Source organism: Shewanella algidipiscicola (assembly GCF_900380485.1).
GTDB classification, from domain to species: domain Bacteria; phylum Pseudomonadota; class Gammaproteobacteria; order Enterobacterales; family Shewanellaceae; genus Shewanella; species Shewanella algidipiscicola.
The window spans coordinates 149,183-172,292 of the sequence record NZ_OXJV01000019.1; the positions used below are offsets into that span (position 1 = coordinate 149,183).

Consider the following 23,110-nt stretch of genomic DNA (forward strand, 5'->3'; position numbering starts at 1 on the left):
ATTCGGTACAAAAGCAATATCGCAGTGATTTATAGCTATTTGCCCAGCAGACTACAGTAGGTTTAGGGTCAATACAATCACCTGGGACTTAAAACTGGCTGCTGATATTATCTTTAGCGTACAGTTGTGCGCTATAACAAAGTCGATGGGGTAACTGAAAGTTTATTTGCTCGTTATTTAGAGGGCATTATTTAAGGCGATAAGCCGCGAGTGAGTATCGTGAAAAATTAGGTATTGAAAAGGATAGACGTTATAAGGGTAAAGATAATATCTAGGGCCTGTTGATCTTTGTTGGTTGAATTTTGTTCTAGACAAAAACGTTTTAATCGAGGCGAGTGGATTGCAGCCTAGTCATCTAAGCAAAATTCACTTAACAAAGAGTAAAACGTTTTTAGCCGAACCCTTCGGGCAGCGTTTGTTGGGTATTTTTACTGCGTTCTCAGCTTTTTATGTAGAATAACTACACTACAAAGCTTCTGCCTTGTATAAATACCCAGCAATTCGCTGCAAAAACAACCTTGAAAGATCAACAGGCCCTAGCTATCTTTACCCTGATATCGTTTTATATCTTTGGTTAGGCCTGAGACTTGACGATTGAGTGTTAGTCAACCCGCTCTAGTGTTAACAGGTGCCCGAGATTAATTACTTTTTGGTGCTGGTGTTTGGCGGATAAGGTCGTTAATGGCATCTCTATCTGAGTTCTGTCTTTCTTCACGTTGCTGACGCGTATCACAGATCCGTTTTTTGATACTCGAACCAGTGACTTTTTCACTTCGACATTCATATCCCGCATCAGCAAGTTGTTGTTGATTTTTTGCTTTCAATGCCGCTTGCTCTGCTGTCATCGGTTTATTGTCAGTAGTACTGCAAGCCGTAGTTACGAGAATTGAGATTATCAGTCCCATCGATTTAGCAATCCCCATTGATTTTATAGACACAAGTTTCTCCTTAGTTCATCTTCCATTTTATTCGTATAGTGTCGCTAACATCATGCAAAACTCTTCAGTTTGTACAATGATGACATCTTTCAAATGTTGACGTTTACATTTTTTTATCGATTTGACAACCCAAAAGAGAGCGTTAAATGTCCACCCCAGTAGCCGAAGAGTCAGTGTTATTGATGTTTATAAAAGGAGGGGGAGATGTGTTTGCATCATTGTTGTAACAAACTGGAAACCATTTGGCCAGTGAGCTAATCCGTGATCTTGATCAATAGTCAATGGTCTTTACGAGCCTATACTGCTTAGTATCAAATCGATAACAGCTAATGCTTTTTGGTTACAGAGGTAATAGTTATCTTGTTCGAAATATCACTACATTAAAATGCTGCTATCTCGTTGAATTACATTAAAATAAGGAGGCCGGTATGGCTGAGTTCATGACTGAACAGATCCGTAATTTGGCAGTACTTGGACACTCTGGGGCAGGTAAGTCATCACTGTTAGAGGCATTGCTGTTTGAGGGTAAGGCATTTCCCCAAAAAGGCAGGGTGGATAAGGGCACAAATCATGCCGATTTCACTGCCCAAGAAAAAGATCATCGCCACAGCCTCGAACCCTCCTTTCTCTATCTCGACATCGACAATCATCACATCAACTTTATCGACACCCCAGGTTTACCCGACTTTTTTGGTCGAACACTATTGCCGCTGCCGGGTGTCGAGACAGTGCTTTTAGTCATTAACGCCACCACTGGGATTGAAACCATCACTCAGCGGGCTTTCGAAGCCGCAAGGGCTCAAGGTAAGGTGGTACTCATCGCCATCAATCATATCGATGGTAATGGCGACAAACTTGCCACCTTGTTAGACGATATTCAAACCAACTTGGGCCCTCGTTGCCTGCCTGTTAATTTACCTAATGTGCGCCTCGATGACGTGATTGACTGTTATCTGCACCCCGAACCACAGCTGCAAGGAGAGGCGCTATTTCATGATGTTGTCAGCGCCCGTGATGAGCTGATCGATACGGTATTGGAAGAAGATGATGAGTTAATGGCCCTTTATTTAGAGCAGGGAGAGACGTTAACCCCCGAGCAGCTGCATGCGCCGTTAGAGGCGGCATTACGACGGGGGCATTTAGTGCCCATCTGTTTTACCAGTGCCGAAACCGAAGTGGGGATTGCCGCGCTGCTTGAACTGATCATTAAGTTATGCCCCAATCCGTTAGAGGGCAACCGGCAGCAGTTTATTAAAGGTGCAGGCGAGAAGGCCGTGCGGGTGGAGGTGATTCCCTCTGCCGATGCTCACGTTCTGGCGCAGGTGTTTCGCGTCACCATAGATCCCTTTTTTGGCCGCATGGGGATTTTTAGAGTGCACCAAGGCACAGTGCATTTAGGCATGAAACTCTTTGTTGGCGATGAACGTAAACCTTTCAAAGTAAATAATTTATTTAAACTACAAGGGGATAAACAGATAGCGGTGACTTCGGCCATTCCTGGGGATATCTGCGCCGTGTCTAAAATCGATGAATTGACGGTAGGGGCGGTATTACACGACAGTCATGATGAAGATGAATTTCGTATGCCAGAGCTTGATCTGCCAGAGCCTATCTTTGGCCTAGCGGTGTCCGCTAAGCGTCGTGGCGATGAGCAAAAAATTGCCGAAGTGCTCAATAAATTAATGGTGGAAGATCCTAGCCTACATATCGCTAAAAATGAGGCTGAAGGCCAGACCATATTACAAGGCCAAGGCGATTTACACCTGCACATTGCGCTGGAAAAAGCCCACGAGTTGTTTAATGTCGACATGGATACCGATGTGCCTGCGGTTGCCTATCGTGAAACCATTATATCCACAGCGCAGGCGCGTTATCGCCATAAAAAGCAGTCGGGTGGTTCGGGCCAATTTGGTGAAGTGATGCTGGCTATTGAGCCCTTACCCCGTGGTGCTGGATTTGAATTTGTCAGCAAAGTGGTGGGCGGCGCCGTGCCTAGCCAATACATTCCGGCGGTAGAAAAAGGGGTAAAAGAGGCGATGAACTGTGGCACCTTGGCGGGTTACCCGATGCAAGATGTGCGCGTGTCGCTGCTCGATGGCAAGCACCATAGTGTCGACTCGAAAGAGATCGCCTTTGTGATGGCCGGTAAAAAAGCCTTTATTGAAGCGGTGCAAGCTGCCAGCCCGGTCATTTTAGAGCCGATAGTTGAGATGAAAGTGCAAGTAGCACAAGAGCATGTCGGCGATATCACAGGTGATATCAGTGCCAATCGCGGTATCATTTGCGGCACGCAAGCACTCGATAACAATAGGGTAGAGGTGGCGGTCGAAGCGCCACTGGCAACGGTGGATGATTATTCCACTCGGCTTAAATCACTCACGGGGGGGGATGGACAGTTTTCGATAAGCTTTAGTCGTTATGATGTGGTGCCAGAGCATGTGCAGCGGGAACTGGTGGCTAGCGCCAAGCGTGATTAGTTAACTAATGCTCTCATCACGCAGAGGGTCAAACCTTTTTGAGTCACGGTTTTTTTACCTTGGGTTATAAAAGACGGTTATAAAAGAGGTCGATTAAAATAAGGCGTTATAATGTAACGCCTTATCATTTAACAGTAAGGGATCACAGCTCGTTGGCTTCTCTTATACGCTCGTGTTTTTCTTGCTCCTCTTCAAAGGCGGCTTGGATCTCTTCGAGCACCGAATTGACATCGGCGGTATGGGTATCTTCTGCAAATTGACCGGTTAACTTCGTCTCTGGTGTTAATTTGGCTTTTTCATACAGGGCCCACATCTCTTTGGCATATTGAGTCTGTTTTAGCTCGGGGGCAAATTGCGAGTAATAGCCTGTCATGTTGTTGACGTCACGAGCGAGCATGGCTTTGGCATTATTATTGGCCGAAGCATCAACTGCTTGGGGCAGGTCAATGATCACCGGGCCATTTTCGTCCAGTAACACATTAAACTCGGATAAATCACCATGGACTATGCCAGTGCACAACATGCGGGTGATGTAACTCATCATGGTGTCGTGATCTTTTATCGCCTGCTCGGCACTTAACATCACATCGTTGAGGCGCGGCGCCACATCGCCATTGGCATCAGTGATGAGTTCCATTAATAACACACCATCGAAACAGCCAAAGGGAGTGGGGACTCTAATATCGGCGGCGGCGCATTTATATAGGGCATCGACCTCGGCATTTTGCCAGGCTTGCTCTTGTTGTTCGCGTCCGTAGCTTGAGCCTTTTTCCATTGCACGGCTGCGACGGCTATTTCGACTCTTTCTACCTTCTTGATATTGAGCGGCTTTTTTAAAACTGCGCTGAGTCGCTTCTTTATAGACTTTGGCGCAGCGGATCTCTGTCCCGCAGCGAACGATGTAGACAGTGGCTTCTTTACCGCTCATCAATTGGCTGATGACTTCATCGACGAGACCATCGTCAACGAGTGGTTGTATGCGTTTGGGAGTTTTCATTGCGTCGTTATACCTTACTTCAGCCTCGGATGGTACCTCTACACCAGTAAATAAGCTGATAGTGGCTTACGAACTACTGTCTTTAATGATTTATGTGGGTGAGCAATAATGTCTGCCGTTGTGATGCCACAGATCCTAGCGTTGTAGGTGACTTAATCAGTTTCGGGCCGAGGTGTATGGGGTTTAGTGGGGGGGGGGAATCTTCGTTTTCCCGTGGTGCAGCATAAGAATACGCCGCAAAATGATGGGTAAACTAAAATAAAAGACCCGATATTCTCGGATCTTTTTTATGCGCTTTATTTGAGCTTATGTGTTTAATTAGGCGTTATTCAGGGCGACTCAGGCGCTCAATAATGGTTTGGTGCTGCGGGTACTGGGCGAGTAGGGTTTGTTGGCTAAACAGCTCAAAATTATCGAAAGTAAACCCAGGTGAAACCATACAACCGACCAGTGAAAATCCGGGTTGATTCATGGCCGAGCCGAAAATGCAGCCTTTGGGCACCAAAAATTGTGGACGTTCACCCGCGGCGATATCGAGACCTAACTGGGCCGTGGTTAATTCCCCTTGTTCATCGATCATATAGATAGTTAATGATTGCCCCGCATGGAAATACCACATCTCATCAGAAGTTAAGCGATGAAAATGCGACACCTCACCAGTACGCAATAAAAAGTAGATGCTGCTCCACAGTGAGCGCGTGGTATCGAAATCACTCTGTGAGCGAAAAGAGGAGCGATAGTAACCACCTTCAACATGTTGTTCGAGTTCGAGTTGTTGAATAAAGTCATCGGCTGTTTGCATGTAAAGTACCTATTAAATGTCTAAATTATGTAGAGGGCATAGCGTGTGCTATTAGCATGGGTTATGCACTTGCTTATGAGGTATGCTCGCACAGCGCCATTAAACGCGCTCTTAAAATACTTGTCAAAGCCAATACCGCTTTGATGTTACTTAAGGCGCTATTTTTGTACGGCCGCTAGCCCAAGTTAATTAATGACATTACCATAACGAGCTAATAATCGATTAAAGGAGTCATTAATGACACAGAGTATGAAAATTGAGCGCCTCAATCCCACAACACGTTGGTCTGATGCCACTGTGTATAACGGTATTGGTCATTTTGTTGAAATTGCTGCCGATACCAACGCGGATATCTCAGGTCAGGTGTCACAGATTTTTGCCCAAGCAGAAGCAACATTAGCGCAAATAAACAGCGATCATTCCCGCTTACTGTCGGCGACGATCTACATCACAGATTTTACTTACCTTCCCACCTTTAATGCACTGTGGGATGCCTGGTTACCTGCAGGGTGTGCGCCAAGTCGAGCCTGTATAAAAGCTGAGCTTGCCGATCCTAACTATCTGGTTGAAATTGCTTTTGTCGCTGCAGTGTAACAGGGTTAGCTGGTGTGAAATGGTGTCGATTAACAGCGCTTTGTTTGTCGACATCCTTGGTGTTCTATCTTATTAAGTCGTGGCGGCTTGATGGCATTTTAGCGCGATAAGTTTAACTTACTTTGTCGAGGTTGTTTAAAAACATTGATCTAAATCAAATACATCTTTATCATCCTTAAAAATATATATTATTTGCATGTTAAGGTGTCGCACTATGTTAGATAAGCATACTATCCAAATTGTCAAAAGCACTATTCCACTATTAGAATCAGCAGGCCCGGCGTTAACCAGCCATTTTTACCAGCGTCTTTTTCAGCATAACCCCGAACTAAAAGATACATTTAACTTAGCCAATCAACATAATGGTGGTCAGCCAGTCGCGCTATTTAATGCGGTTGCGGCTTATGCGAGAAATATCGATAACTTAGCAGTGCTCGGCAGCGCAGTGGAGCGCATCGCACAAAAACATACCGGCTTTTTAATTCAACCAGAGCAGTACCAAGTTGTTGGGCATCATCTGTTAGCCACGCTAAAAGAGTTGGGGGGCGCGGCTGTGACCGATGAAGTACTCGATGCATGGGGCCGTGCTTATGGTGTGTTAGCCGATATTTTTATTGGTCGTGAAAGTCAGCTTTATCAAACTCGTGCCGAGCAAGTCGGTGGCTGGAAAGGGACGCGGGCTTTTACCATTATCGCCAAGCAGCAAGAGTCTGAGGTGATCACTTCATTTGTTCTCACTCCAAATGATGGCCAAGCGGTTATGGATTTTGTGCCAGGGCAATATTTAAGTGTGCAGGTACAAGATAGCGATTTTGCGCAACAAGAAATTCGCCAGTATTCGTTGTCAGATGCTCCCAATGGCTGTAGTTATCGGATCAGTGTTAAGCGTGAAGTGGGTGGCTTAGTCTCATCTAAACTGCATGATGGCTTTAATGTGGGTGATGAACTGGCGGTGATCCCACCCGCGGGAGACTTTGTGTTGGCGGCAGATGATGATACGCCAGTGGTGTTGATTTCAGCGGGTGTGGGATTGACCCCAATGATGAGCATGCTTAATCAGTTGATGGGCTCTGAACATCACAGCGACATCACTTGGTTACATGCCTGTGAATTTGGCGCGTTTCATGGCTTTAAGTCAGATATTCAGCAAAAAGCGGCTAGTTATGAGCCTTTAGCAGCCTATACCTGGTACCGCGAGCCAAGCAGTGATGACCGTATCGGTGAGGATTATCAGTTTACTGGTACTATCGAGTTGGACAAGGTTATAGGCAGATTACTCCCTAATGCACAGTATTATTTTTGTGGGCCTGTGCCCTTTATGGCTGAGGTAAAGCGACAATTGTTAGCACTTGGCATAGCGCCTAGTCAGTTGCATTACGAGGTCTTTGGCCCGCATCAAAGCGTGTAATTAATCGCTGCTCGATTGGCTAGATAAAAAATAGGCTAGAAAAATAAAGGCCCAGCACGTTGAAAACACGGCGCTGGGCCCGTCACGTTTAAGGGAGCGTCGCTTTAGCTTAATCTTGCTTAAGATCGCCACCTCATCACTTATTTTTATCCCATCACTCATGTTAACCCGCCACTGAGCTGATAAAGTGTTTATACCACCGCTTAATGTAGAGCGTCGAGAACGAGAGCCGATGTAGGCGAGGGGGTAAACGCATTAATCTTTCGGTGTGCTTAATCCTTATTAGCTTTTTGCTGCAAACTCATCGCGATTAATGCCACCGGAGGAGGTTATACTAGGGCATATGTTCTCTCATGGTGTTTGCTATCGTGCCCGCATTTGCTTTACCTCAGCCATTATCGGCGGTGACCCTCTATTTATGTGATTTGGCTCCTCAAAAGGTAAGCCAAACACAGTTGCAGCAATTGCGCCTTTGGCTACCCGATGACGAGCAAGCCAAAGCCGACCGTTTTTTACAGCCTGATGCGCGTGTGAAAGGCTTACTGGTACGAAGTTATTTACGCGCTATATTGTCGCAGTTCGCCCGTGACATGGGAGTTGAAATCGCTCCTTCACAATGGCAGTTTACCTATCTTGATAAAGGCAAGCCTGTGTTGTCCACGGCTTGTTTCGCCCGTTGTCCGTTATTGTTCAATATCAGCCACAGTGGCGATTATCTGCTGGTGGCCATCGCTCATGCTAACCACTGGCTCTCGCTTGGTGTCGATATTGAGCGCCAACGCGAAAGCACCAATATCTACCCTATTTTGAACCATTATTTCACTTGCGATGAAACCGATAGCCTGCTGGATTTACCGCAGGCGCAGCAACGAGGGCGTTTTTTCGATCTGTGGGCGCTTAAAGAGTCATATATCAAGGCTAAGGGCTTGGGGCTGGCGTTATCACTTAAATCCTTTAGTTTTGCCTTTGAGCCGCTACAGCATGATGATGCGATGAATGCTGAATCAACTTGGCTGCCAAGAGGGACTCCACCTGAATATATGCAGATTGTTGCTTACCAGCAGATCTCAGCGTCAGACTGTCAGTCTCAAGTCGATAATAAAGCGTGTGCTCGTCATGCTTTACGTGAGGGAATGCAAGCTAAGATTGAGCGCAATATTACCTTGTCGCTTCATGATGAGCAGGGTAAACGATTGAACGACAGTTGGCAGCTGGTGTTAGGCCACCTTGATGCTCAATACCGCTTTGCATTGAGCCTTGAGCGCGCCGAGACTCAAGAAGCTAAACCTGAGGACGAAGATAAACTGACGCTACGGGCAATGCAGTTGAATGTGCTGCAATTATTACATTATTGCTAGGTTGGTTATCTTGGGGGAGTCTGTGTGTCAGTGCGATGACATTGGCTATGTGAGTGAATTCTGTCGCTAATGATTGTGCCTGTCTGGGGGCCGAGTGTACTTGAGCGGTGCAATAAAAAAGCCCGTTAGGCGTACGGGCTTTTTATAATATTGATGTTATAAATCATTGTGTTACAAGTTGTCTCTATTAGCTTGTCGCTTTGTTAGCAAACGCCTAAGTGACTATTGGCGCGCGAGGCGATGGCTCTCGGGTGGATTTTCAAATTCACTGCGATAAGGGTTAATGTCGAGTCCTCCTCGGCGAGTATAGCGAGCATAAACGGTTAATTTAGCGCAGTGGCATAACTTTTTGAGATCCACAAAAATACGCTCGACGCACTGTTCATGAAACTCGTTGTGTTGACGAAACGAAATCAAATAACGCAGCAGTTTTTCACGATCAATCTTAGGGCCTTGATAGCGAATCATCACAGTGCCCCAGTCCGGTTGTGAGGTGATTAAACAGTTGGACTTGAGCAAGTTTGAGGTCAAGGTTTCTGCGACAATACTTTTGTCATCGGTGCTGTCGATAAGGTAATCGCTGCTAAAGTGATAGTCATCGACTTCGATATCTAAATCATCGATGCAGGTACCGGGTAGCTCGACGATTCTTTGGCTGCCAAAGTGCTTTGGCTCGATAACTTTAACCGAGATTTCTCCTTGAGCACATGCGCAAAGATCGTCTGTTAGTGTCTGCTGCACCTGTTCAATGCTATTGAATTTAGTCTGGTTAAAGCTATTGAGATACAGCTTGAACGACTTAGATTCGATTAAATTGGCGCTATTCACATCTAGGCTGAACTCGGCAATGGCAACCATAGGTTTACCTTTGGCATTGAGCCATGAAAGTTCATAACCTGTCCAAATATCGGCCCCATGAAATGGCAATTGATCGCTTAAACCAATGGCATCACGATTAAGTTTGCGCGGCACGCCCTGTAATAAGCTGGCATCGTACTGTGCTTGATAGCCCGTCGATTTGCCTAAGGTTAATTCAGCAAGGGCGGGAGCATCACTGTATGGGTCATGAACTGGTGTCATCGAGTGGATTTCCATGTCAAAATAGCCATACATTATACTCACATTTTGGACTGCTGCTAAGTGTCTTCTTTACCTGCTTTAGATAATTTTTTTGACGTTTACCACCAAAGTTATATTGAAAAGCTAGCTGAACCGCCTAGATATTACCCTCAAGGGGAGGATTCTGAGTGTATTTTAAGCGAAGATAAAGCCGATGTATTGAAGCGTCCTGAGGTTGCTGTGCGTTGGCAGGCTGTTGAGCGGCAATCACCCGCAGGCTTTAATAATATTGAACATGCCTTAGAGCTGGGACTGCATCACAGCATCAATGCCTTTTATGGGGCTTACTATGCGGCGCCGTTAATGTTTGACTCTGCCTGGGGGCAGGGTGAGCTACTGCAGGTGTGGAATCATCAAGATTTTGAATATTTACAGCAAAACTTGATTGGCCATTTGATGATGAAGCAAAAACTTAAGCAGAGCCCAACTTGGTTTATTGGCGTGCTTAATGAAGGCGATCAGATGTTGGTGGTCGATAATAATGATGGCAGTGTCTGGCTAGAGATCCCTGGACAGGTGCCACATCAACAGTTAGCCGAGAGTTTAAATGAGTTTATCGACGCGTTATCTCCCAGAGTATGCCCGCCGGTTAAGCATGTCGAAGAGTCTCTGCCCGAGCTTGAGCATCCCGGTATATGGCAGCGGATTAAAACCATGTGGGCTAACCTCAGAGGTAAAAGCTAAAGGTTTACGTTGCTGGCTAACAGTACAACTGAGTCAATCTGGCTCATCAATGTATGCCCCGTTGATGAGCCTGTTGGAGGGAGTTCACTCAATTAATAGTTAAAGGTGATCCCATGAGATGTTAGAGACAATGCGGCAGTCATCACACCGAAAGTGGAACATATCTAGTAAGGGCTCATCGAGTAACCAGTCTTGATTGCCACAGCGCGGGCATGGCCGTTGTTGCTCAGACGCTAAACTTTCGCCCCCAACGCGATATAAGTAATAGTAGGTTGGGATGTGTGTTAGGTACTCGACGCGGCCGCGCAGATCCCAACCTCGTCTAAACAGGTCGCTGCCACTCGAGGTTAACTCTTCAAGTGCTGCAAATTCGGCTTTGGTGGCCGCAGCCATCTGCAGTTCATCACAGGCTTGCCATTCGGTTTGCCATTTAATGATCCGCTTATGATCGCCATTAAAGGTGGCTGGGATCTGGTATAGCGGAATAGGTTGCAGGGTATCACCGTTGCGAAGTGGGGAGCACATATGCACGTAACTGGTGTAAATTAGCTGCCAACTCGGTGTCTCTGTACTGGTCACTTCTGAATTGATATCTTGGCCGATATATTTTTCGCGAGGGTGCAACAGTTTTGCTTCGGTCAGCTTGCCTAGGGCGTGCTCGACCCATGGGCTGTTATAGCGTTTTGCTAGGCTGCTTTTTTCTGGCATCAGCAGACGTACGCGAAACTCCCCGTCATTAAATGCCACGGCAAATTCGCGCCCAAGGACTTGGCCGTTAGCACGGTAAGCTTCGAGAAGCCCATTGATAGCCTGTTCTGCCGCGGTGATGGTGGTGTTATCGAAGCATTCAAATCTTAATTCCACGACGTGCATTAATGGTGATCTCGCTGTGTTAATTTGGCTTCGAGGGCGGAGATCCTATTGATTAACTCCTGTTGCTGTTGTGTTAAGGCATGTACTTGTTGTTGCAATTGGGCTAAGGCGGTCTCGGCACCGGTGGACTGCTCTAGCACGACGGGCAGGCGATAGCTTGCATCAAGCGCCGCCACTTCTTCCTTAGATAACGCCTTAAAGCGCTGTATGCCTTGTATGAACACCGGCATAGGCAGTGAATTTCCCAGCTTAGATTTTATCAGTGCTAGGCTTGGAGTCTTGCCAGAATCGACAATCGCTTTCGCCACTGCAAGGACTTGTTCGATCGGAGTCATGATGAGTGAAATTCCTTACTTTTTAGCAATTTTTGTATTCATCTAAATAGTCGAATAAATAAAAGTCATTACTATTCAAATGGATAGCGCTATGGCATGTACTTTGCTGTAAACAATGCTGATTATAATAGATAAACAGGGAGTTAAAGTGAAAACAAAATTACTGAGTTTGATTATTTTGACAGCATCAACCATTGGAATGTCAGGTTGTGTGATCAATATTGGTGACGAAGACGCCAGCTGGGATAAGGGTCAGAGTTGGCAAGTCACACAAGCTAAAAATAGGGCTAATTTGTCGAAGTTAACCATTGGGATGGATAGAGAGCAGGTGATCACTCTCATGGGCACGGCTGATTTCAATGAGGCGTATATTAAACAAGATCGAGAGGTTACCGTACTTTATTATCGTACCCAGCGCACCAAAGAAGATGGCACCACGACTAAAGAAGAATGTACGCCGATTGTCTTAGCCAATAACCAAGTGATTGGTTGGGGTAATGCGGCCTATGATAACCTCTAAGCTAAGCGTGGCTGCTCAGTTAAAGGATTAATTATCTTGAGCTCGCTATGTTATATGGTGCAATGATAAAGGCCATGACGGCGATTAGATACTTGGCTCGTTAATGCGATATCGAGCCAAGCTTTTTCTCCTCTTTAATCTGCAAGTTTATGCTCTTAACTGGGCGTCTAATTGATCGATCACCTCTGTCCACTGCGCATCTTCTTCGAGAGATTCTTTAATAAAATGGCGTTGAGATTGATTCCAAAAGTCGGCGTTTGCAATATGGGTATTGTCTGCCATTTTGTGTTGCGCAATAAAGTCTGCTATCGCCTGATCGCTATTAGGTAACCCTAACTGTGCAAATAAACTATTGAGATTGGGTGTGGTGATATCCATTTTTTGCCCCTTGTAAACAAAATAAGTCACTGCTATTGAGTATGGATCAAAATGATTAAGTTACTAACATAGGACAAGTAGTCAACGCTTTGTGTAGAGAAAGGTTTAATTAATCACTATAGGAAAATCACTATGAAGCCATTAAATATTAGGGTTTGCTCGAATTAACAATTTTGTTACATTAAGTGTATTGATCGCAAATGTGGACATTCAGTCATGAACAATAAAGCTTCTGAGCCGGCCCATAATGACTATAAGAAGGCTGTATATTTAACCGCTGAAGATCTGCGTATAGCGGCCTCTATTTTGTACAACGCCTACCATGATGACGCTTTCTTTATTGCGGCACTGCACCAAGGTAATAAAGCCCAATATGAACAAAAATTACGCGGAGCAATTCGTGAAGAACTTCATAGTTTATGGCAAGAAGAGCAAGCTTTAATTGGTCTGTTTGATGACCAAAGGTTGATTGGATTAGCCTGTATTGTAACCCAGCAAGTTCCGTTGGGAGAGGCACGTTATTGGCATTGGCGATTAAAAATGTTGATCAGTACTGGTTGGCATTCGACCCAAGCATTAATGAACAAAGAAGCTTCAATATTAGAACTGCTACCTAGTACTCATTGTGGTATTTTGCAATTTATTGCATTGACGCCAATAGAGCAAAATAAAGGCTTAGGAGCCCGCCTAATACAGGCTGTGGTGAGTTGGTGTGATGAACAACCAGAGCTTGATGGTATTGGCGTATTTGTGACTGAAGATAAGCATGCTCATCTATTTGCCAAACTCGGATTCGCAGCCATAGAGAGTCTGATCATTGATGATGTAGAGGGCGAGTTATTATTTTATCGCAGCGCAGAAAGTGAATAAACCTATGCGCCGTTTTAGCGATTTTTACTCGTTTTATGTATCACAACATCAGCATCCTATGTGTCGTGCACTGCACTATGTTGGCAGTAGTTTGGTATTACTATTCATTGCCTTAGCAATCTCATTGGGTAACGTTTGCTTGTTATTACTGCTCCCTATTGTGGGCTATGCTCCAGCTTGGCTAGGGCACTATGTTTTTGAGCATAATAGTCCCGTCATGTTTACTCACCCAATATACAGTTTTTTGGCTGATTAGCTGATGTTTACGCAGTGGGTAATAGGGTTATTCTGGTTTAAGCCAAATCAGCGGGAGTAGTGGCTTTAGCTGTTGCTATGAGTGAAACATCTTGTTCAATTCATTTGGCGGTTAATGGCGGATAGCACCTGATCTCTCATGCATATGTAAGAGATCTCTCACAATGATGTGCGTTATTCACTTTTAAATTGAGTGTTTCATTACTGTTATTTAGTTTGTTTCATTATAAAACAATATCTTACTGTTTTTGTTTGTGGGTAGGATTTAGCCTAGGAATTATGATTGTTTTGCTCATAGTCCATTCTTCGACAGTTATGATTATACTCTTATTACTTTATGGATTTTACTTAAGTCATACTTTAAGACACTTCAGGATGAAGTACTTGGAATAAAGTATTGGAAAGAGTCAGGATTGACTCTAGTGACATTGGATGTTGCCACAAGGAATAACGACTTAAGTCTTTGGTACAAGGATTGTCTTGCAGGACGCATAAATATTCAAGGGAATGGGTGCCTCAGTTAATGGAATAACTGATCTAAGGAGAGACAACTAGGACGTTAAAGGACTGGTTGGAGTCAGCAGGACGCTGTAGCATTAAGGATGAAGCAGGGAGCATTTTGATAGCAGGAAGGCTAACAAAAGTATATTAGGCGCACTTTTTAGTGCGCCTTTTTCTTTTTAGGTAAAATAGCATAATCAGTTGAGCTTACGATTGAGCTATAGTCATGGTTAGGTGTTTCACTGCGTGGTTAACAAGCATTAATTATCCTCTTTTTATAACAGCCTGTATCTACTCATTACCTTGTAAGCTATCTCTCACAAGCACGTAGGATAAAAGGTGTTTGTTAATGTAGTAAAGTCTGCGCTAGATCACTTTTATCCTTTTTAAACAATATTTTGTTTGGCTTGCAACCTATACAGAACATAGTAAATCTCCAGACGGAATTATTCATATCCCATTAAATGATCGTCGATGTTTTACAATTAATCGTGTTCAGGGATGAAGGCTAATGGACAATGAGTCAAGATGATTCAGTGCTATCAGGATCGATAGCACACAGGAGTGACAAGGATGTAGCGCTCAGGATGAGTGCTAGCAGACTAAGGAAAGCCGAATACTCATGGATGAACACGTTCTGTCTAGGATGGCAGTAAACACGGAATGTATTGCAAGGAAGCACAAGGACGACATAGGACATGCTTAAGGAGTAAGCAAACTTGGTAAAAGGATGACCAAGTAAAGGGACAGTACGTCAAGTACACGGACGAAAGGGATACAAGGAAGAGGCAAGGAGCAATTCGAACCCATGGATGGTGCAGGGAGCACAGGCATAGCAGGATAGCTTAGCGAAAGACAGAAGGCGCGACTCTTTATTGAGCCGCGCTTTTTCTTTGAGGACTTGTCACATATCGCTTAAATTGAGTTTAGCTTTGTTTTAATTTTCTTTTGGCGTTGTTTTACAGGCATAGTGTTATTTACAGCCATTGGGTTTACAGCCACCACGACTGCCGCAACCGCCGCCAATAGAGCCACTGGCTTGTGGCGCATCTAGCCACTCGGGTTCTGGGAATATTGGCCACTGAATTTTTTGTATCTTTTTGCCATGCATCCAGATAGTTGCTTGATATTGATTGAGGCCGTCAGTACTAAAGTCCAATAGGAATTTAGCTTTCCATGTAAGGCCACTATTGCCGCCGATGCTGGGACGGGCCGATTCCATGGCGATAGCCAAAAACTGTACCCGCTGCTTTTTACATTCGCTACTGGCAAACAAACGGCTTAATTCTGCCATCTGCCTTAATTGCCAGAAAAAAGCCGCAATGATCACGAGCGCCGCAATCAATAAAAAGTCTGTCATCATGCTTTCGTTACCTTAAATAATCCACCTATAGCGGCAGACAATGTAGTGCTGCGATTGGGGTTACGTAGCTCCATTAAGAGCTCGGTTCTAATCGCTGGAATGGCTACGATATCAGCAAATATTTGGTTAAAGAAGTGTTGATCTTGTTTTGCAAGTGCTTCGAGATAAAGAGTGCGGGTCTGATCGTCTTTTAGCGCCATCCAATTACGCGCTGCAATAGTAATTAATGTCTCTTTATCTAAACAATCGTGCTGGGCAAAGTAATGAATAGCTTTTTGAGAATACTTCGCTTGGGATGCTAGGGCGCGCATAAAGTAAAGTTTATGTTCAGCTTCCACGCTATAGAGCTTCTCCAATAAGCGTTCAGCAAATTCGGCAGAAATGGTTAAATGCTCTAATTGCTGACATAGGGCGATTTGTACCTCAATGGCACCGTGCTCCAAAGCGTTTTCAATCTGAGCTTGATGATCGAGTTCATCAGAGCGAACACATATATCGGCAATCCCTTGCAGACCAACATCTTGCCAGCGACGGCTATCCACCTGACCGGAGAGGTATTGATAGGCGAATTCATACTGCGCAGAAGCCACTTGGCCGAGCTGCTTTCTAACCAAGGCATTAAACAGTGCCAGCTTTTCGGCGCTTGGCTTAAAGGCGAAAGGGTGATTAGCCAGTCTATCTTGTTGTTCTTCAGATATGGGTTGGGTGGGGTCGCTGCCCAGCGCCTCAAGTACCATACGAATAAATTGGGTTCTTGGGGCTGGAGAGAGTAAGCCTCGCTCATCTAAAGGGAGCCTTAAAAACCAGATGTAATACTGTTTTGAAGCGTCCCAAAATACCAACGCAAACTGAGCATGGCCTTGAATAGGTGAAGGGTAAGGCGCTTCTAGTTGCTCTATTTGGGCAAATGTTAACTTATCGATATGTTGTACCCTGCGGCCTAGATCATAGACTTCGAATTGCGAGTTGGCCGTGGTTAAAAATTGGGTAAGAGTGGTGATTTCAGTCATGAGTTAGAATGCCGTTACATGTGGGGACTAGATTTCAATGGCCGTCATTATAGGGAGAACTCTACCGAGATGGTATAATTTGGCGCAAAATAGCCAAGATATCCGTCACTAGAGACAAGTTTCATAGTCAATGATGGTAGGAAATTACGATGTTGTACCAGTTTACCCAAAAGCAATTAGCCCTCATTGCCCAGGAGCTAAAATCACAGGCGTTATGGGCTGATGAGCCACCGTCAACGCAGGCCATGGCCGATCCTACGCCGTTTGCCTGTGAGTCGATGCCGTTTGAGCATTGGCTACAATTTATTTTTATTCTTAAGATGAGTGTGCTTGTGGCCCAGCGTGCTCCCTTGCCAACTAACATAGCGTTAGCACCGATGGCCGAATATGTATGGCAACACCGCATCGAGCTGAAAATGTTAATTAATCTTATTAATCAATTGGATGAGTTTTTAAGTGAACCAAGATAACCCAATAGCCGATCCGCAAGCTATGCCCTGTGATGAAGTCTGTAGTGCCGCTGAGTCAGCCCCAGAGATTGTTATTCTCTATGAAGATGAAGATCTGGTCGTGATCCATAAACCAGCCGGTTTATTAGTGCATCGCAGTTACCTTGCTCGCCGAGAGCGTTTTTTTGCCATGCAGATGACGCGTGACAAAGTCGGTTGCCATGTGTTTCCTGTGCACCGCTTAGATAGGCCAACATCGGGTGTACTCTTGTTTGCTAAAAGCAGTGAAATGGCCAATATGTTATGTCAGCAATTTGCTTCAAAAGCGGTTGAAAAGCATTATTTAGCCATAGTGCGCGGAAATATGTTGCAAGGTGATACCTTGGATTATCCACTTAAACAGGAGTTTGATGAGTTGGGTGATAAGGATGTGGACCCTAATAAGGCAGCTCAAGAAGCGCAAACCACATACCAGCCACTGATTAATTGTGAAATTCCCTTTGCTTCAGGACGTTACCCTACCAGTCGCTATGCATTGGTGCAGTTAACGCCTCATACTGGGCGTAAGCACCAACTTCGCAGACACATGGCGCATCTGCGTCATCCTATTGTGGGTGATACGACTCATGGTGATGGTAAGCAGAATCGCTTTTTTAGGGAGCACTTTGGCATCAATCGGTTATGGCTTATCGCTAAAAGATTAAGCTTCATCCACCCAAGAACGGGTGAGCCTATGAGTGTCGAAACTGAGTTAGAACCAGAGTGGTTGACCTTGTTTGACGCTTTTGGTTGGAATGATGAGTTGTTGTCTGATGAGCCAAACTTACTCATCGCTCGCTGATTCATTTTGGTGTAACACCGCTAATGTATCCCAGTCAAACTCAATAAATAGTCAGCAAATACGCGATTGATATTGATGAGTAAAATGCACTTGTATAAGGTGTTAATTGGAGTAATGGGCTGTTTATATTATAAAATTGACAATAAAACTCCAGTACATTTTTATCACCAAAGGGCCTGAGAACTAATGTAATTGGTATTACGCAAATGCTCCGCTGCATCACCATGTAACGCCTTACGCCACCTTGAGTAACAACAATTGCTGGTTCATAAGGCGTATTTCAATCGTATTGTCACTCAAACGTCAGCTGGCCCACAGACGTTTGAGTGACTCAATTGAGCAAGTAAGGTTTATCTTTACCATTAGAGTATGACTGGCGCTAAGTTGACTATTTACTCTCCTGTTTATCTTTGGCAGTTTGGCAGATTAATAACTGCGTTTCATTGCTAATATCCAGTACACAGGAATGAGGTGAAGCGAGGGAGTGGATGGTTCTGAAATAACACATGCGTCTAATATGGGCGCTTCGTTGAACATGCTTTAGATGTTTTTTTCGGCTCGAGTGACGCATCTAATTGATCCTTGAAACTCAATAACCTAGTGTAGCCATCAAGCTTTCAATAAAGTATGTTTGAATTATATGTAAATTTTGTCCCGAGGGCTAAAGAAAAAATGAAAAAAATTAATCTAGTTTTTGGCACTGTATATGGCAACGCCCAGTTTGTGGCCGAAACCTTACAAGCACAACTAGTCGATGCTCGTTGGCCTGTGGCGCTCATGTCCCCCGAAACTTTAGCAGGCTTTGTGCCACCAGAAGATGAGTTATTACTCATCGTTACATCGACTACAGGGCAGGGGGATATTCCTGATGAGCTTAATGTTTGGTTTGAGACACTCAGAGAGGTTGCGCCTTATCTACCTAAGTTAGCTTACGGGGTCATAGCCTTGGGTGACTCAAGTTACGAGACTTTCTGCCATGCAGGAATTAAGTTTGATGAGTTATTAACTGAATTAGGTGCAACTAGGGTCGGTGAGCTACTTAAGCTTGATGCTTGTGAAACCATGGAACCAGAGGTTGAAGCCAAAGTCTGGTTGAATCAATGGTTGCTACTTACCTCACCGTGTAACGTCGATTGAAACAACTTCGCCATCAGTGGTTTAAATTAGCCCAGCAACTGAGCCAATCATTATTACTCCCAATTGCTATTTTACCAGCAGCGGGGTTGATGGTTGGCTTGGCCATTAACCCCATTCCATTTATTTCGCCTAATAGTGCCATAGTAATGTTAGCCATAGGTGAGTTGATTTTCGCTATGATGCCGATGTTGTTTGCGGTGACTATAGCGATAGGTTTTTGTCGTGATCAAGGGATTGCCGCCTTTACAGCGGTGTTTGGCTATGGGGTGTTTTTTGCCAGTTTGTCGGCGTGGATCGATATATATCAACTTGAGGGACAGACCATTTTAGGGTCGCAAACGTTCGATACAGGTATTGCTGGTGGCATTGTTGTTGGCGCATTAACCTGTATTGCGGTTAGGTTCAGCGAGCGATTGCGACTGCCGGCGGTGCTCTCTTTTTTTGAAGGTCACCGTAGCGCCCCATTGTTAATGTTACCTATTGCAATGGGCTTGGCCTATGGCGCCCTTTTACTATGGCCGCCGCTATCTCACTGGATTGAGGGCGTCTCAGATTGGGCCGTGTATCAAGATCCCATATTGGCCTTTGCTATTTACGGCAGTGTTGAGCGGTTATTAATTCCGTTTGGATTGCACCATATTTGGAATGTGCCGTTTTATCTTGAAATGGGGCAATATGTGACACAAAGCGAGGTGGTTCGGGGCGAGGTGGCACGCTATTTAGCGGGTGACGCTGAAGCGGGGCATCTGGCTGGTGGCTATCTGATTAAAATGTGGGGATTACCCGCTGCGGCGTTGGCTATTTGGCGCTGCGCGGATAAGAGTGAGCGTAATCGCGTTGCAGGGATCATGCTCTCAGCTGCGGGGGCTAGCTGGTTAACGGGGGTGACCGAAGCGGTCGAATTTGCCTTTATGCTTGTCGCGCCGTTATTGTTTTTATTACATGCTTTGATGACCGGACTTGCCTATGCGGTGGCCATAGCTTTAGATATTCACCACAGTGTGGTGTTTTCCCATGGACTGGTGGATTTTACCTTACTGTTTGGATTGTCACGTAATACACATTGGTTTTGGGTATTAGGCCCGCTGACGGCAGTGATCTATTATCTGGTGTTTCGTATTTCCATTATGACCTTTAATTTAAAAACCCCTGGGCGAGTCGACGGGCAGGCGGCGCAGCGTCTTGGGATTATTGCCATAATCTCGGCATTAGGCGGTAAAGATAATATTAGTGAATTGAGTGCTTGTTTAACTCGACTGCGGATCGGTGTTAAGCAAGCTGCACTTGTTGATAAACAACGCCTATCACAACTAGGTGCTAAAGGGGTGGTGATGGTAGGAAGTGGCGTACAACTGGTTTACGGTACTAAAGCGGAGAGTATTCGCCGCCTGTTACAGCAGTATTTAAATCGGCGAAAACCGTCATCATAACGACTAAATTACCGGGCTTGTGAGTAAAAAAATGTCATTATCGGCTTAGCTCTAGGTTAATGGAGAAAAATGATGCAACGAAAAGTATTGATCACCGACTGCGCCGATGCGCCTGGTTTAATTACTAAAATAACTGGGGTCTGTTATGCCCACGGATTGAATATCGTTAAGAACAGTGAGTTTGTTGATAATGCTCAGGGACGATTTTTTATGCGCACCGAGGTTGAAGGCTGCGAGGATGAGCCGGGATTGCTGGCTGATGTCGGTAAGGTGTTACCCGTTCAGCGTCATTTAAAATTGGTAACCAAAAGCACCAAACGGATTGTCGTGATGGTAACCAAAGAGGCTCATTGCCTTGGTGACTTGCTTATGAAAGCGTATTACGGTGCTTTGGATGTTGAAATTTCAGCTATTATTGGTAATTACGACATACTTAAGCCGTTAGCTGAAAAATTTAGTATCCCTTTTTATCATGTTTCTCATGAAGGAGTGACCCGTCAAGAACATGAGCAAACCATGTTGGATATTATCGCTCAATATCAACCCGATTACTTGGTCTTAGCCAAATATATGCGGGTGTTAACACCTGAGTTTGTTGAGCAACACCCTAATCGCATCATCAATATTCACCACTCCTTTTTACCCGCTTTTGTGGGAGCTTCGCCCTATCGACAAGCGTGGGAACGAGGGGTGAAAATCATTGGTGCTACGGCGCATTTTGTCAATAACTGTTTAGATGAAGGGCCGATTATTAAGCAAGATGTGATCCCTGTTGATCATAGTTTTAGCGCCGATGATCTGGCTCAATGTGGTCGTGATGTAGAGAAAAGTGTGTTGAGTAAAGCGTTGCAATTAGTGCTGCAAGAAAGCGTGATTGTTTATGGCAATAAGACGGTCGTGTTCTGATAGTATGGCTCTCGCTCCGCTGCAATTGAATGACATCAACAGTAATGATGGTATCAATATCATTTGGATCACTTGTTGACCCGTCGATAGGCGACGGGGTCAATTAAGAGCCACATCAACTCCTTAACTTCGAATCGCTAACCTATTGGCTATGTAGCTTCAGCTTTCGTCATTGGTTTGTTGATTACGGCTAATCTCTCTTGGTTAACGTTCCATGGCTCATGATGAGCCGTTAATAGTTAACGGCAAGCATCTGTACATCTTCATAATGCATGGCAATATCTGTAATGGTCACATTCCCTTTGGTGTAGCGTAATATCTGCTGTGCGGTCCGCTCGGCACCTTGGGACTGCGCGAATTGGTAAAAGCTCTGCTGATTACAGACGAGCCTTGGGAAAATACGCTGTTTATTAATGCGGTATTCCTGCATGGTGCCATTGAACTTAACTACATTATTGCTGGCGCCTGCTTTGCATACGGCAATTAAGGCGTTCTCCATCTGCACTGTCATGGCGGCCTGAGTTGAGAAAGCCAGCGGCGCTATGGCAATGATAGCGATTGAGAGTAACTTTTTCATGTTGAACTCCTAACATCTTTTATGGCGGTTAAAGTTGAGTTAAGTCGTTTTTAGCGGCAAAAGCTGTGAGTAAATTGTCTGAAAATGTATCTGAATGTGAGGCATGTATCGAATGGTATCTGCAGGTAAACAAATGTGTCTTTGTGGGGGCAAATCGGTCAGAGACCCAAAGATTAAGGGGGAGTAGAATAGGGCGACGCGTATAAGGCTATGCCTGTGTTTAGGGCATAAAAACGCCAGCTGATAGCGCAGCTGGCGTTAACGTTCGGTGCAATGTGGATTAATCAACGATACGCAGTAGTTCGTTAATGCCCACTTTACCACGGGTTTTTGCATCGACTTTCTTGACTATGATTGCCGCATACAGGCTGTAAGTGCCACATTTTGACGGTAAGTTCCCCGACACAACGACAGAGCCCGCAGGAACACGGCCATAATGCACTTCGCCAGTTTCACGGTCAAAAATACGCGTGCTTTGGCCAATGTAGACACCCATAGAGATAACCGAGCCTTCTTCAACTATCACACCTTCAACAATTTCAGAGCGCGCGCCGATAAAACAGTTATCTTCGATAATGGTTGGGCCAGCCTGCAGAGGCTCAAGCACACCGCCAATGCCAACGCCGCCAGACAGGTGCACGTTTTTACCAATTTGTGCACATGAGCCCACAGTAGCCCAGGTGTCGACCATAGTGCCTTCGTCGACGTAAGCGCCCAAGTTGACATATGATGGCATCAATACGGTATTTTTACCGATATAAGAGCCTTTACGCACGGCAGCAGGAGGCACCACTCGAATGGCTTCGGCTTTAAAACGTGCTTCGTCATAGTCGGCAAATTTCATTGGCACTTTGTCAAAATATTTAGTCTCTGCACCGTCGATGACTTGGTTGTCGAAAATACGGAAAGAGAGTAAAACGGCTTTCTTCAACCATTGGTGCACATGCCACTGACCATCAATTTTTTCGGCGACGCGCGCCTCGCCTTTATCTAGCATACTGATGACTTTTTCTACGTCGGCCCGCACGCTGGCATCGACCGTGGTAGGGGTAATTTCTGCGCGAGCTTCAAAAGCTGCTTCAATACGTTGGCGTAAAGCCTCCATTAACGTCTCCCGATTATCATTAAAGATGATTGCTGAATAAAAAGTAGTTAGGGCCTGTTGATCTTTGCTGGTTGAATGTTGTTCGAGACAAAAACGTGTTAATCGAGGCGAGTGGATTGCAGCCTAGTCATCTAAGCAAAATTCACTTAACAAAGAGTAAAACGTTTTTAGCCGAACCCTTCG

General features: G+C 45.0%; 24 protein-coding genes. 13 read left to right on the forward strand and 11 right to left on the reverse strand.

What is annotated here, in order from left to right:
* Positions 1 to 638: 638 nt before the first annotated feature.
* The gene (locus tag DN599_RS15965; protein ID WP_162599229.1) at positions 639 to 938 is read right to left on the reverse strand and encodes a hypothetical protein; all 300 of its coding nucleotides are present in this window, start codon (positions 936 to 938) and stop codon (positions 639 to 641) included.
* Positions 939 to 1,366: 428 nt separating this feature from the next.
* Between DN599_RS15965 and fusA the strand changes: the two genes are divergently transcribed.
* On the forward strand, positions 1,367 to 3,415 hold the full coding sequence (gene fusA / locus DN599_RS15970) for an elongation factor G (RefSeq protein WP_110458586.1): 2,049 nt from the start codon (positions 1,367 to 1,369) through the stop codon (positions 3,413 to 3,415).
* A 142-nt stretch (positions 3,416 to 3,557) separates the two neighbouring features.
* On the opposite strand, the gene DN599_RS15975 is transcribed toward fusA, so the two are convergent.
* Both DN599_RS15975 and DN599_RS15980 read right to left on the reverse strand, forming a co-directional pair.
* Positions 3,558 to 4,412: a PA4780 family RIO1-like protein kinase gene (locus tag DN599_RS15975; protein ID WP_110458587.1), complete on the reverse strand. Its 855-nt coding sequence runs from the start codon at positions 4,410 to 4,412 to the stop codon at positions 3,558 to 3,560.
* Positions 4,413 to 4,737: 325 nt separating this feature from the next.
* Complete coding sequence (locus DN599_RS15980) at positions 4,738 to 5,214, reverse strand: cupin domain-containing protein (RefSeq protein WP_110458588.1); 477 nt, start codon at positions 5,212 to 5,214, stop codon at positions 4,738 to 4,740.
* A 237-nt stretch (positions 5,215 to 5,451) separates the two neighbouring features.
* Between DN599_RS15980 and DN599_RS15985 the strand changes: the two genes are divergently transcribed.
* The 3 genes from DN599_RS15985 (at position 5,452) to DN599_RS15995 (ending at position 8,574) form a co-directional block, all read left to right on the forward strand.
* The gene (locus DN599_RS15985; RefSeq protein WP_239473332.1) at positions 5,452 to 5,808 is read left to right on the forward strand and encodes a RidA family protein; all 357 of its coding nucleotides are present in this window, start codon (positions 5,452 to 5,454) and stop codon (positions 5,806 to 5,808) included.
* Positions 5,809 to 6,022: 214 nt separating this feature from the next.
* Positions 6,023 to 7,216, forward strand: coding sequence for an NO-inducible flavohemoprotein (hmpA, locus tag DN599_RS15990; protein ID WP_110458589.1), 1,194 nt, complete (start codon positions 6,023 to 6,025; stop codon positions 7,214 to 7,216).
* Between the two features lie 353 nt (positions 7,217 to 7,569).
* Positions 7,570 to 8,574, forward strand: coding sequence for a 4'-phosphopantetheinyl transferase family protein (locus tag DN599_RS15995; protein WP_110458590.1), 1,005 nt, complete (start codon positions 7,570 to 7,572; stop codon positions 8,572 to 8,574).
* Positions 8,575 to 8,796: 222 nt separating this feature from the next.
* Here DN599_RS15995 and queF read toward each other — a convergent pair whose 3' ends face one another.
* Positions 8,797 to 9,654: an NADPH-dependent 7-cyano-7-deazaguanine reductase QueF gene (gene queF, locus DN599_RS16000; protein WP_110458686.1), complete on the reverse strand. Its 858-nt coding sequence runs from the start codon at positions 9,652 to 9,654 to the stop codon at positions 8,797 to 8,799.
* Between the two features lie 60 nt (positions 9,655 to 9,714).
* On the opposite strand from queF, the gene syd reads away from it, so the two are divergent.
* Entirely contained in the window at positions 9,715 to 10,377 is a 663-nt protein-coding gene (gene syd, locus DN599_RS16005) for a SecY-interacting protein (RefSeq protein ID WP_110458591.1), read from the forward strand.
* Between the two features lie 99 nt (positions 10,378 to 10,476).
* Here syd and DN599_RS16010 read toward each other — a convergent pair whose 3' ends face one another.
* Both DN599_RS16010 and DN599_RS16015 read right to left on the reverse strand, forming a co-directional pair.
* Entirely contained in the window at positions 10,477 to 11,250 is a 774-nt protein-coding gene (locus tag DN599_RS16010) for a Zn-ribbon-containing protein (RefSeq protein WP_110458592.1), read from the reverse strand.
* The gene (locus DN599_RS16015; protein ID WP_110458593.1) at positions 11,250 to 11,585 is read right to left on the reverse strand and encodes a hypothetical protein; all 336 of its coding nucleotides are present in this window, start codon (positions 11,583 to 11,585) and stop codon (positions 11,250 to 11,252) included. The genes DN599_RS16010 and DN599_RS16015 overlap by 1 nt, the downstream gene beginning before the upstream one ends.
* A 115-nt stretch (positions 11,586 to 11,700) precedes the next feature.
* Here DN599_RS16015 and DN599_RS16020 point away from each other — a divergent pair, with 115 nt between their 5' ends.
* Complete coding sequence (locus tag DN599_RS16020) at positions 11,701 to 12,105, forward strand: DUF3192 domain-containing protein (RefSeq protein WP_110458594.1); 405 nt, start codon at positions 11,701 to 11,703, stop codon at positions 12,103 to 12,105.
* Positions 12,106 to 12,252: 147 nt separating this feature from the next.
* On the opposite strand, the gene DN599_RS16025 is transcribed toward DN599_RS16020, so the two are convergent.
* Positions 12,253 to 12,483 carry a DUF2789 domain-containing protein gene (locus DN599_RS16025; protein ID WP_110458595.1) on the reverse strand — a complete coding sequence of 77 codons (231 nt, stop codon included), beginning with the start codon at positions 12,481 to 12,483 and terminating at the stop codon, positions 12,253 to 12,255.
* 216 nt (positions 12,484 to 12,699) lie between these two features.
* Here DN599_RS16025 and DN599_RS16030 point away from each other — a divergent pair, with 216 nt between their 5' ends.
* Together DN599_RS16030 and DN599_RS16035 are read left to right on the forward strand one after the other, a co-directional pair.
* Positions 12,700 to 13,353 carry a GNAT family N-acetyltransferase gene (locus DN599_RS16030; protein ID WP_110458596.1) on the forward strand — a complete coding sequence of 218 codons (654 nt, stop codon included), beginning with the start codon at positions 12,700 to 12,702 and terminating at the stop codon, positions 13,351 to 13,353.
* Between the two features lie 4 nt (positions 13,354 to 13,357).
* Positions 13,358 to 13,609 carry an Mpo1-like protein gene (locus DN599_RS16035; protein WP_110458597.1) on the forward strand — a complete coding sequence of 84 codons (252 nt, stop codon included), beginning with the start codon at positions 13,358 to 13,360 and terminating at the stop codon, positions 13,607 to 13,609.
* A 1,473-nt stretch (positions 13,610 to 15,082) separates the two neighbouring features.
* On the opposite strand, the gene DN599_RS16040 is transcribed toward DN599_RS16035, so the two are convergent.
* Entirely contained in the window at positions 15,083 to 15,472 is a 390-nt protein-coding gene (locus DN599_RS16040; protein ID WP_110458598.1) for a DUF3301 domain-containing protein, read from the reverse strand.
* The gene (locus DN599_RS16045; protein ID WP_110458599.1) at positions 15,469 to 16,482 is read right to left on the reverse strand and encodes a DUF3549 family protein; all 1,014 of its coding nucleotides are present in this window, start codon (positions 16,480 to 16,482) and stop codon (positions 15,469 to 15,471) included. Before DN599_RS16045 ends, DN599_RS16040 begins: the two co-directional genes overlap by 4 nt.
* A gap of 149 nt (positions 16,483 to 16,631) precedes the next feature.
* On the opposite strand from DN599_RS16045, the gene DN599_RS16050 reads away from it, so the two are divergent.
* From DN599_RS16050 to purU, 5 genes are all read left to right on the forward strand, one after another.
* The gene (locus DN599_RS16050; protein ID WP_110458600.1) at positions 16,632 to 16,952 is read left to right on the forward strand and encodes a YqcC family protein; all 321 of its coding nucleotides are present in this window, start codon (positions 16,632 to 16,634) and stop codon (positions 16,950 to 16,952) included.
* 22 nt (positions 16,953 to 16,974) lie between these two features.
* Positions 16,975 to 17,772 (forward strand): tRNA pseudouridine(65) synthase TruC, encoded by a 798-nt coding sequence (gene truC, locus DN599_RS16055; protein WP_204165146.1) that lies wholly within the window; start codon positions 16,975 to 16,977, stop codon positions 17,770 to 17,772.
* Positions 17,773 to 18,444: 672 nt separating this feature from the next.
* Positions 18,445 to 18,909, forward strand: coding sequence for a flavodoxin (locus DN599_RS16060; protein WP_110458602.1), 465 nt, complete (start codon positions 18,445 to 18,447; stop codon positions 18,907 to 18,909).
* Positions 18,906 to 20,339 (forward strand): PTS transporter subunit EIIC, encoded by a 1,434-nt coding sequence (locus DN599_RS16065; RefSeq protein WP_110458603.1) that lies wholly within the window; start codon positions 18,906 to 18,908, stop codon positions 20,337 to 20,339. The genes DN599_RS16060 and DN599_RS16065 overlap by 4 nt, the downstream gene beginning before the upstream one ends.
* A gap of 72 nt (positions 20,340 to 20,411) precedes the next feature.
* Positions 20,412 to 21,245 carry a formyltetrahydrofolate deformylase gene (purU, locus tag DN599_RS16070; protein WP_110458604.1) on the forward strand — a complete coding sequence of 278 codons (834 nt, stop codon included), beginning with the start codon at positions 20,412 to 20,414 and terminating at the stop codon, positions 21,243 to 21,245.
* A 232-nt stretch (positions 21,246 to 21,477) separates the two neighbouring features.
* Here the strand turns inward: purU and DN599_RS16075 are convergent, their stop codons facing one another.
* Both DN599_RS16075 and dapD read right to left on the reverse strand, forming a co-directional pair.
* Positions 21,478 to 21,822, reverse strand: coding sequence for a DUF3718 domain-containing protein (locus DN599_RS16075; RefSeq protein ID WP_110458605.1), 345 nt, complete (start codon positions 21,820 to 21,822; stop codon positions 21,478 to 21,480).
* 280 nt (positions 21,823 to 22,102) lie between these two features.
* Entirely contained in the window at positions 22,103 to 22,927 is an 825-nt protein-coding gene (dapD, locus tag DN599_RS16080) for a 2,3,4,5-tetrahydropyridine-2,6-dicarboxylate N-succinyltransferase (protein WP_110458606.1), read from the reverse strand.
* Between the last annotated feature and the right edge of the window lie 183 nt (positions 22,928 to 23,110).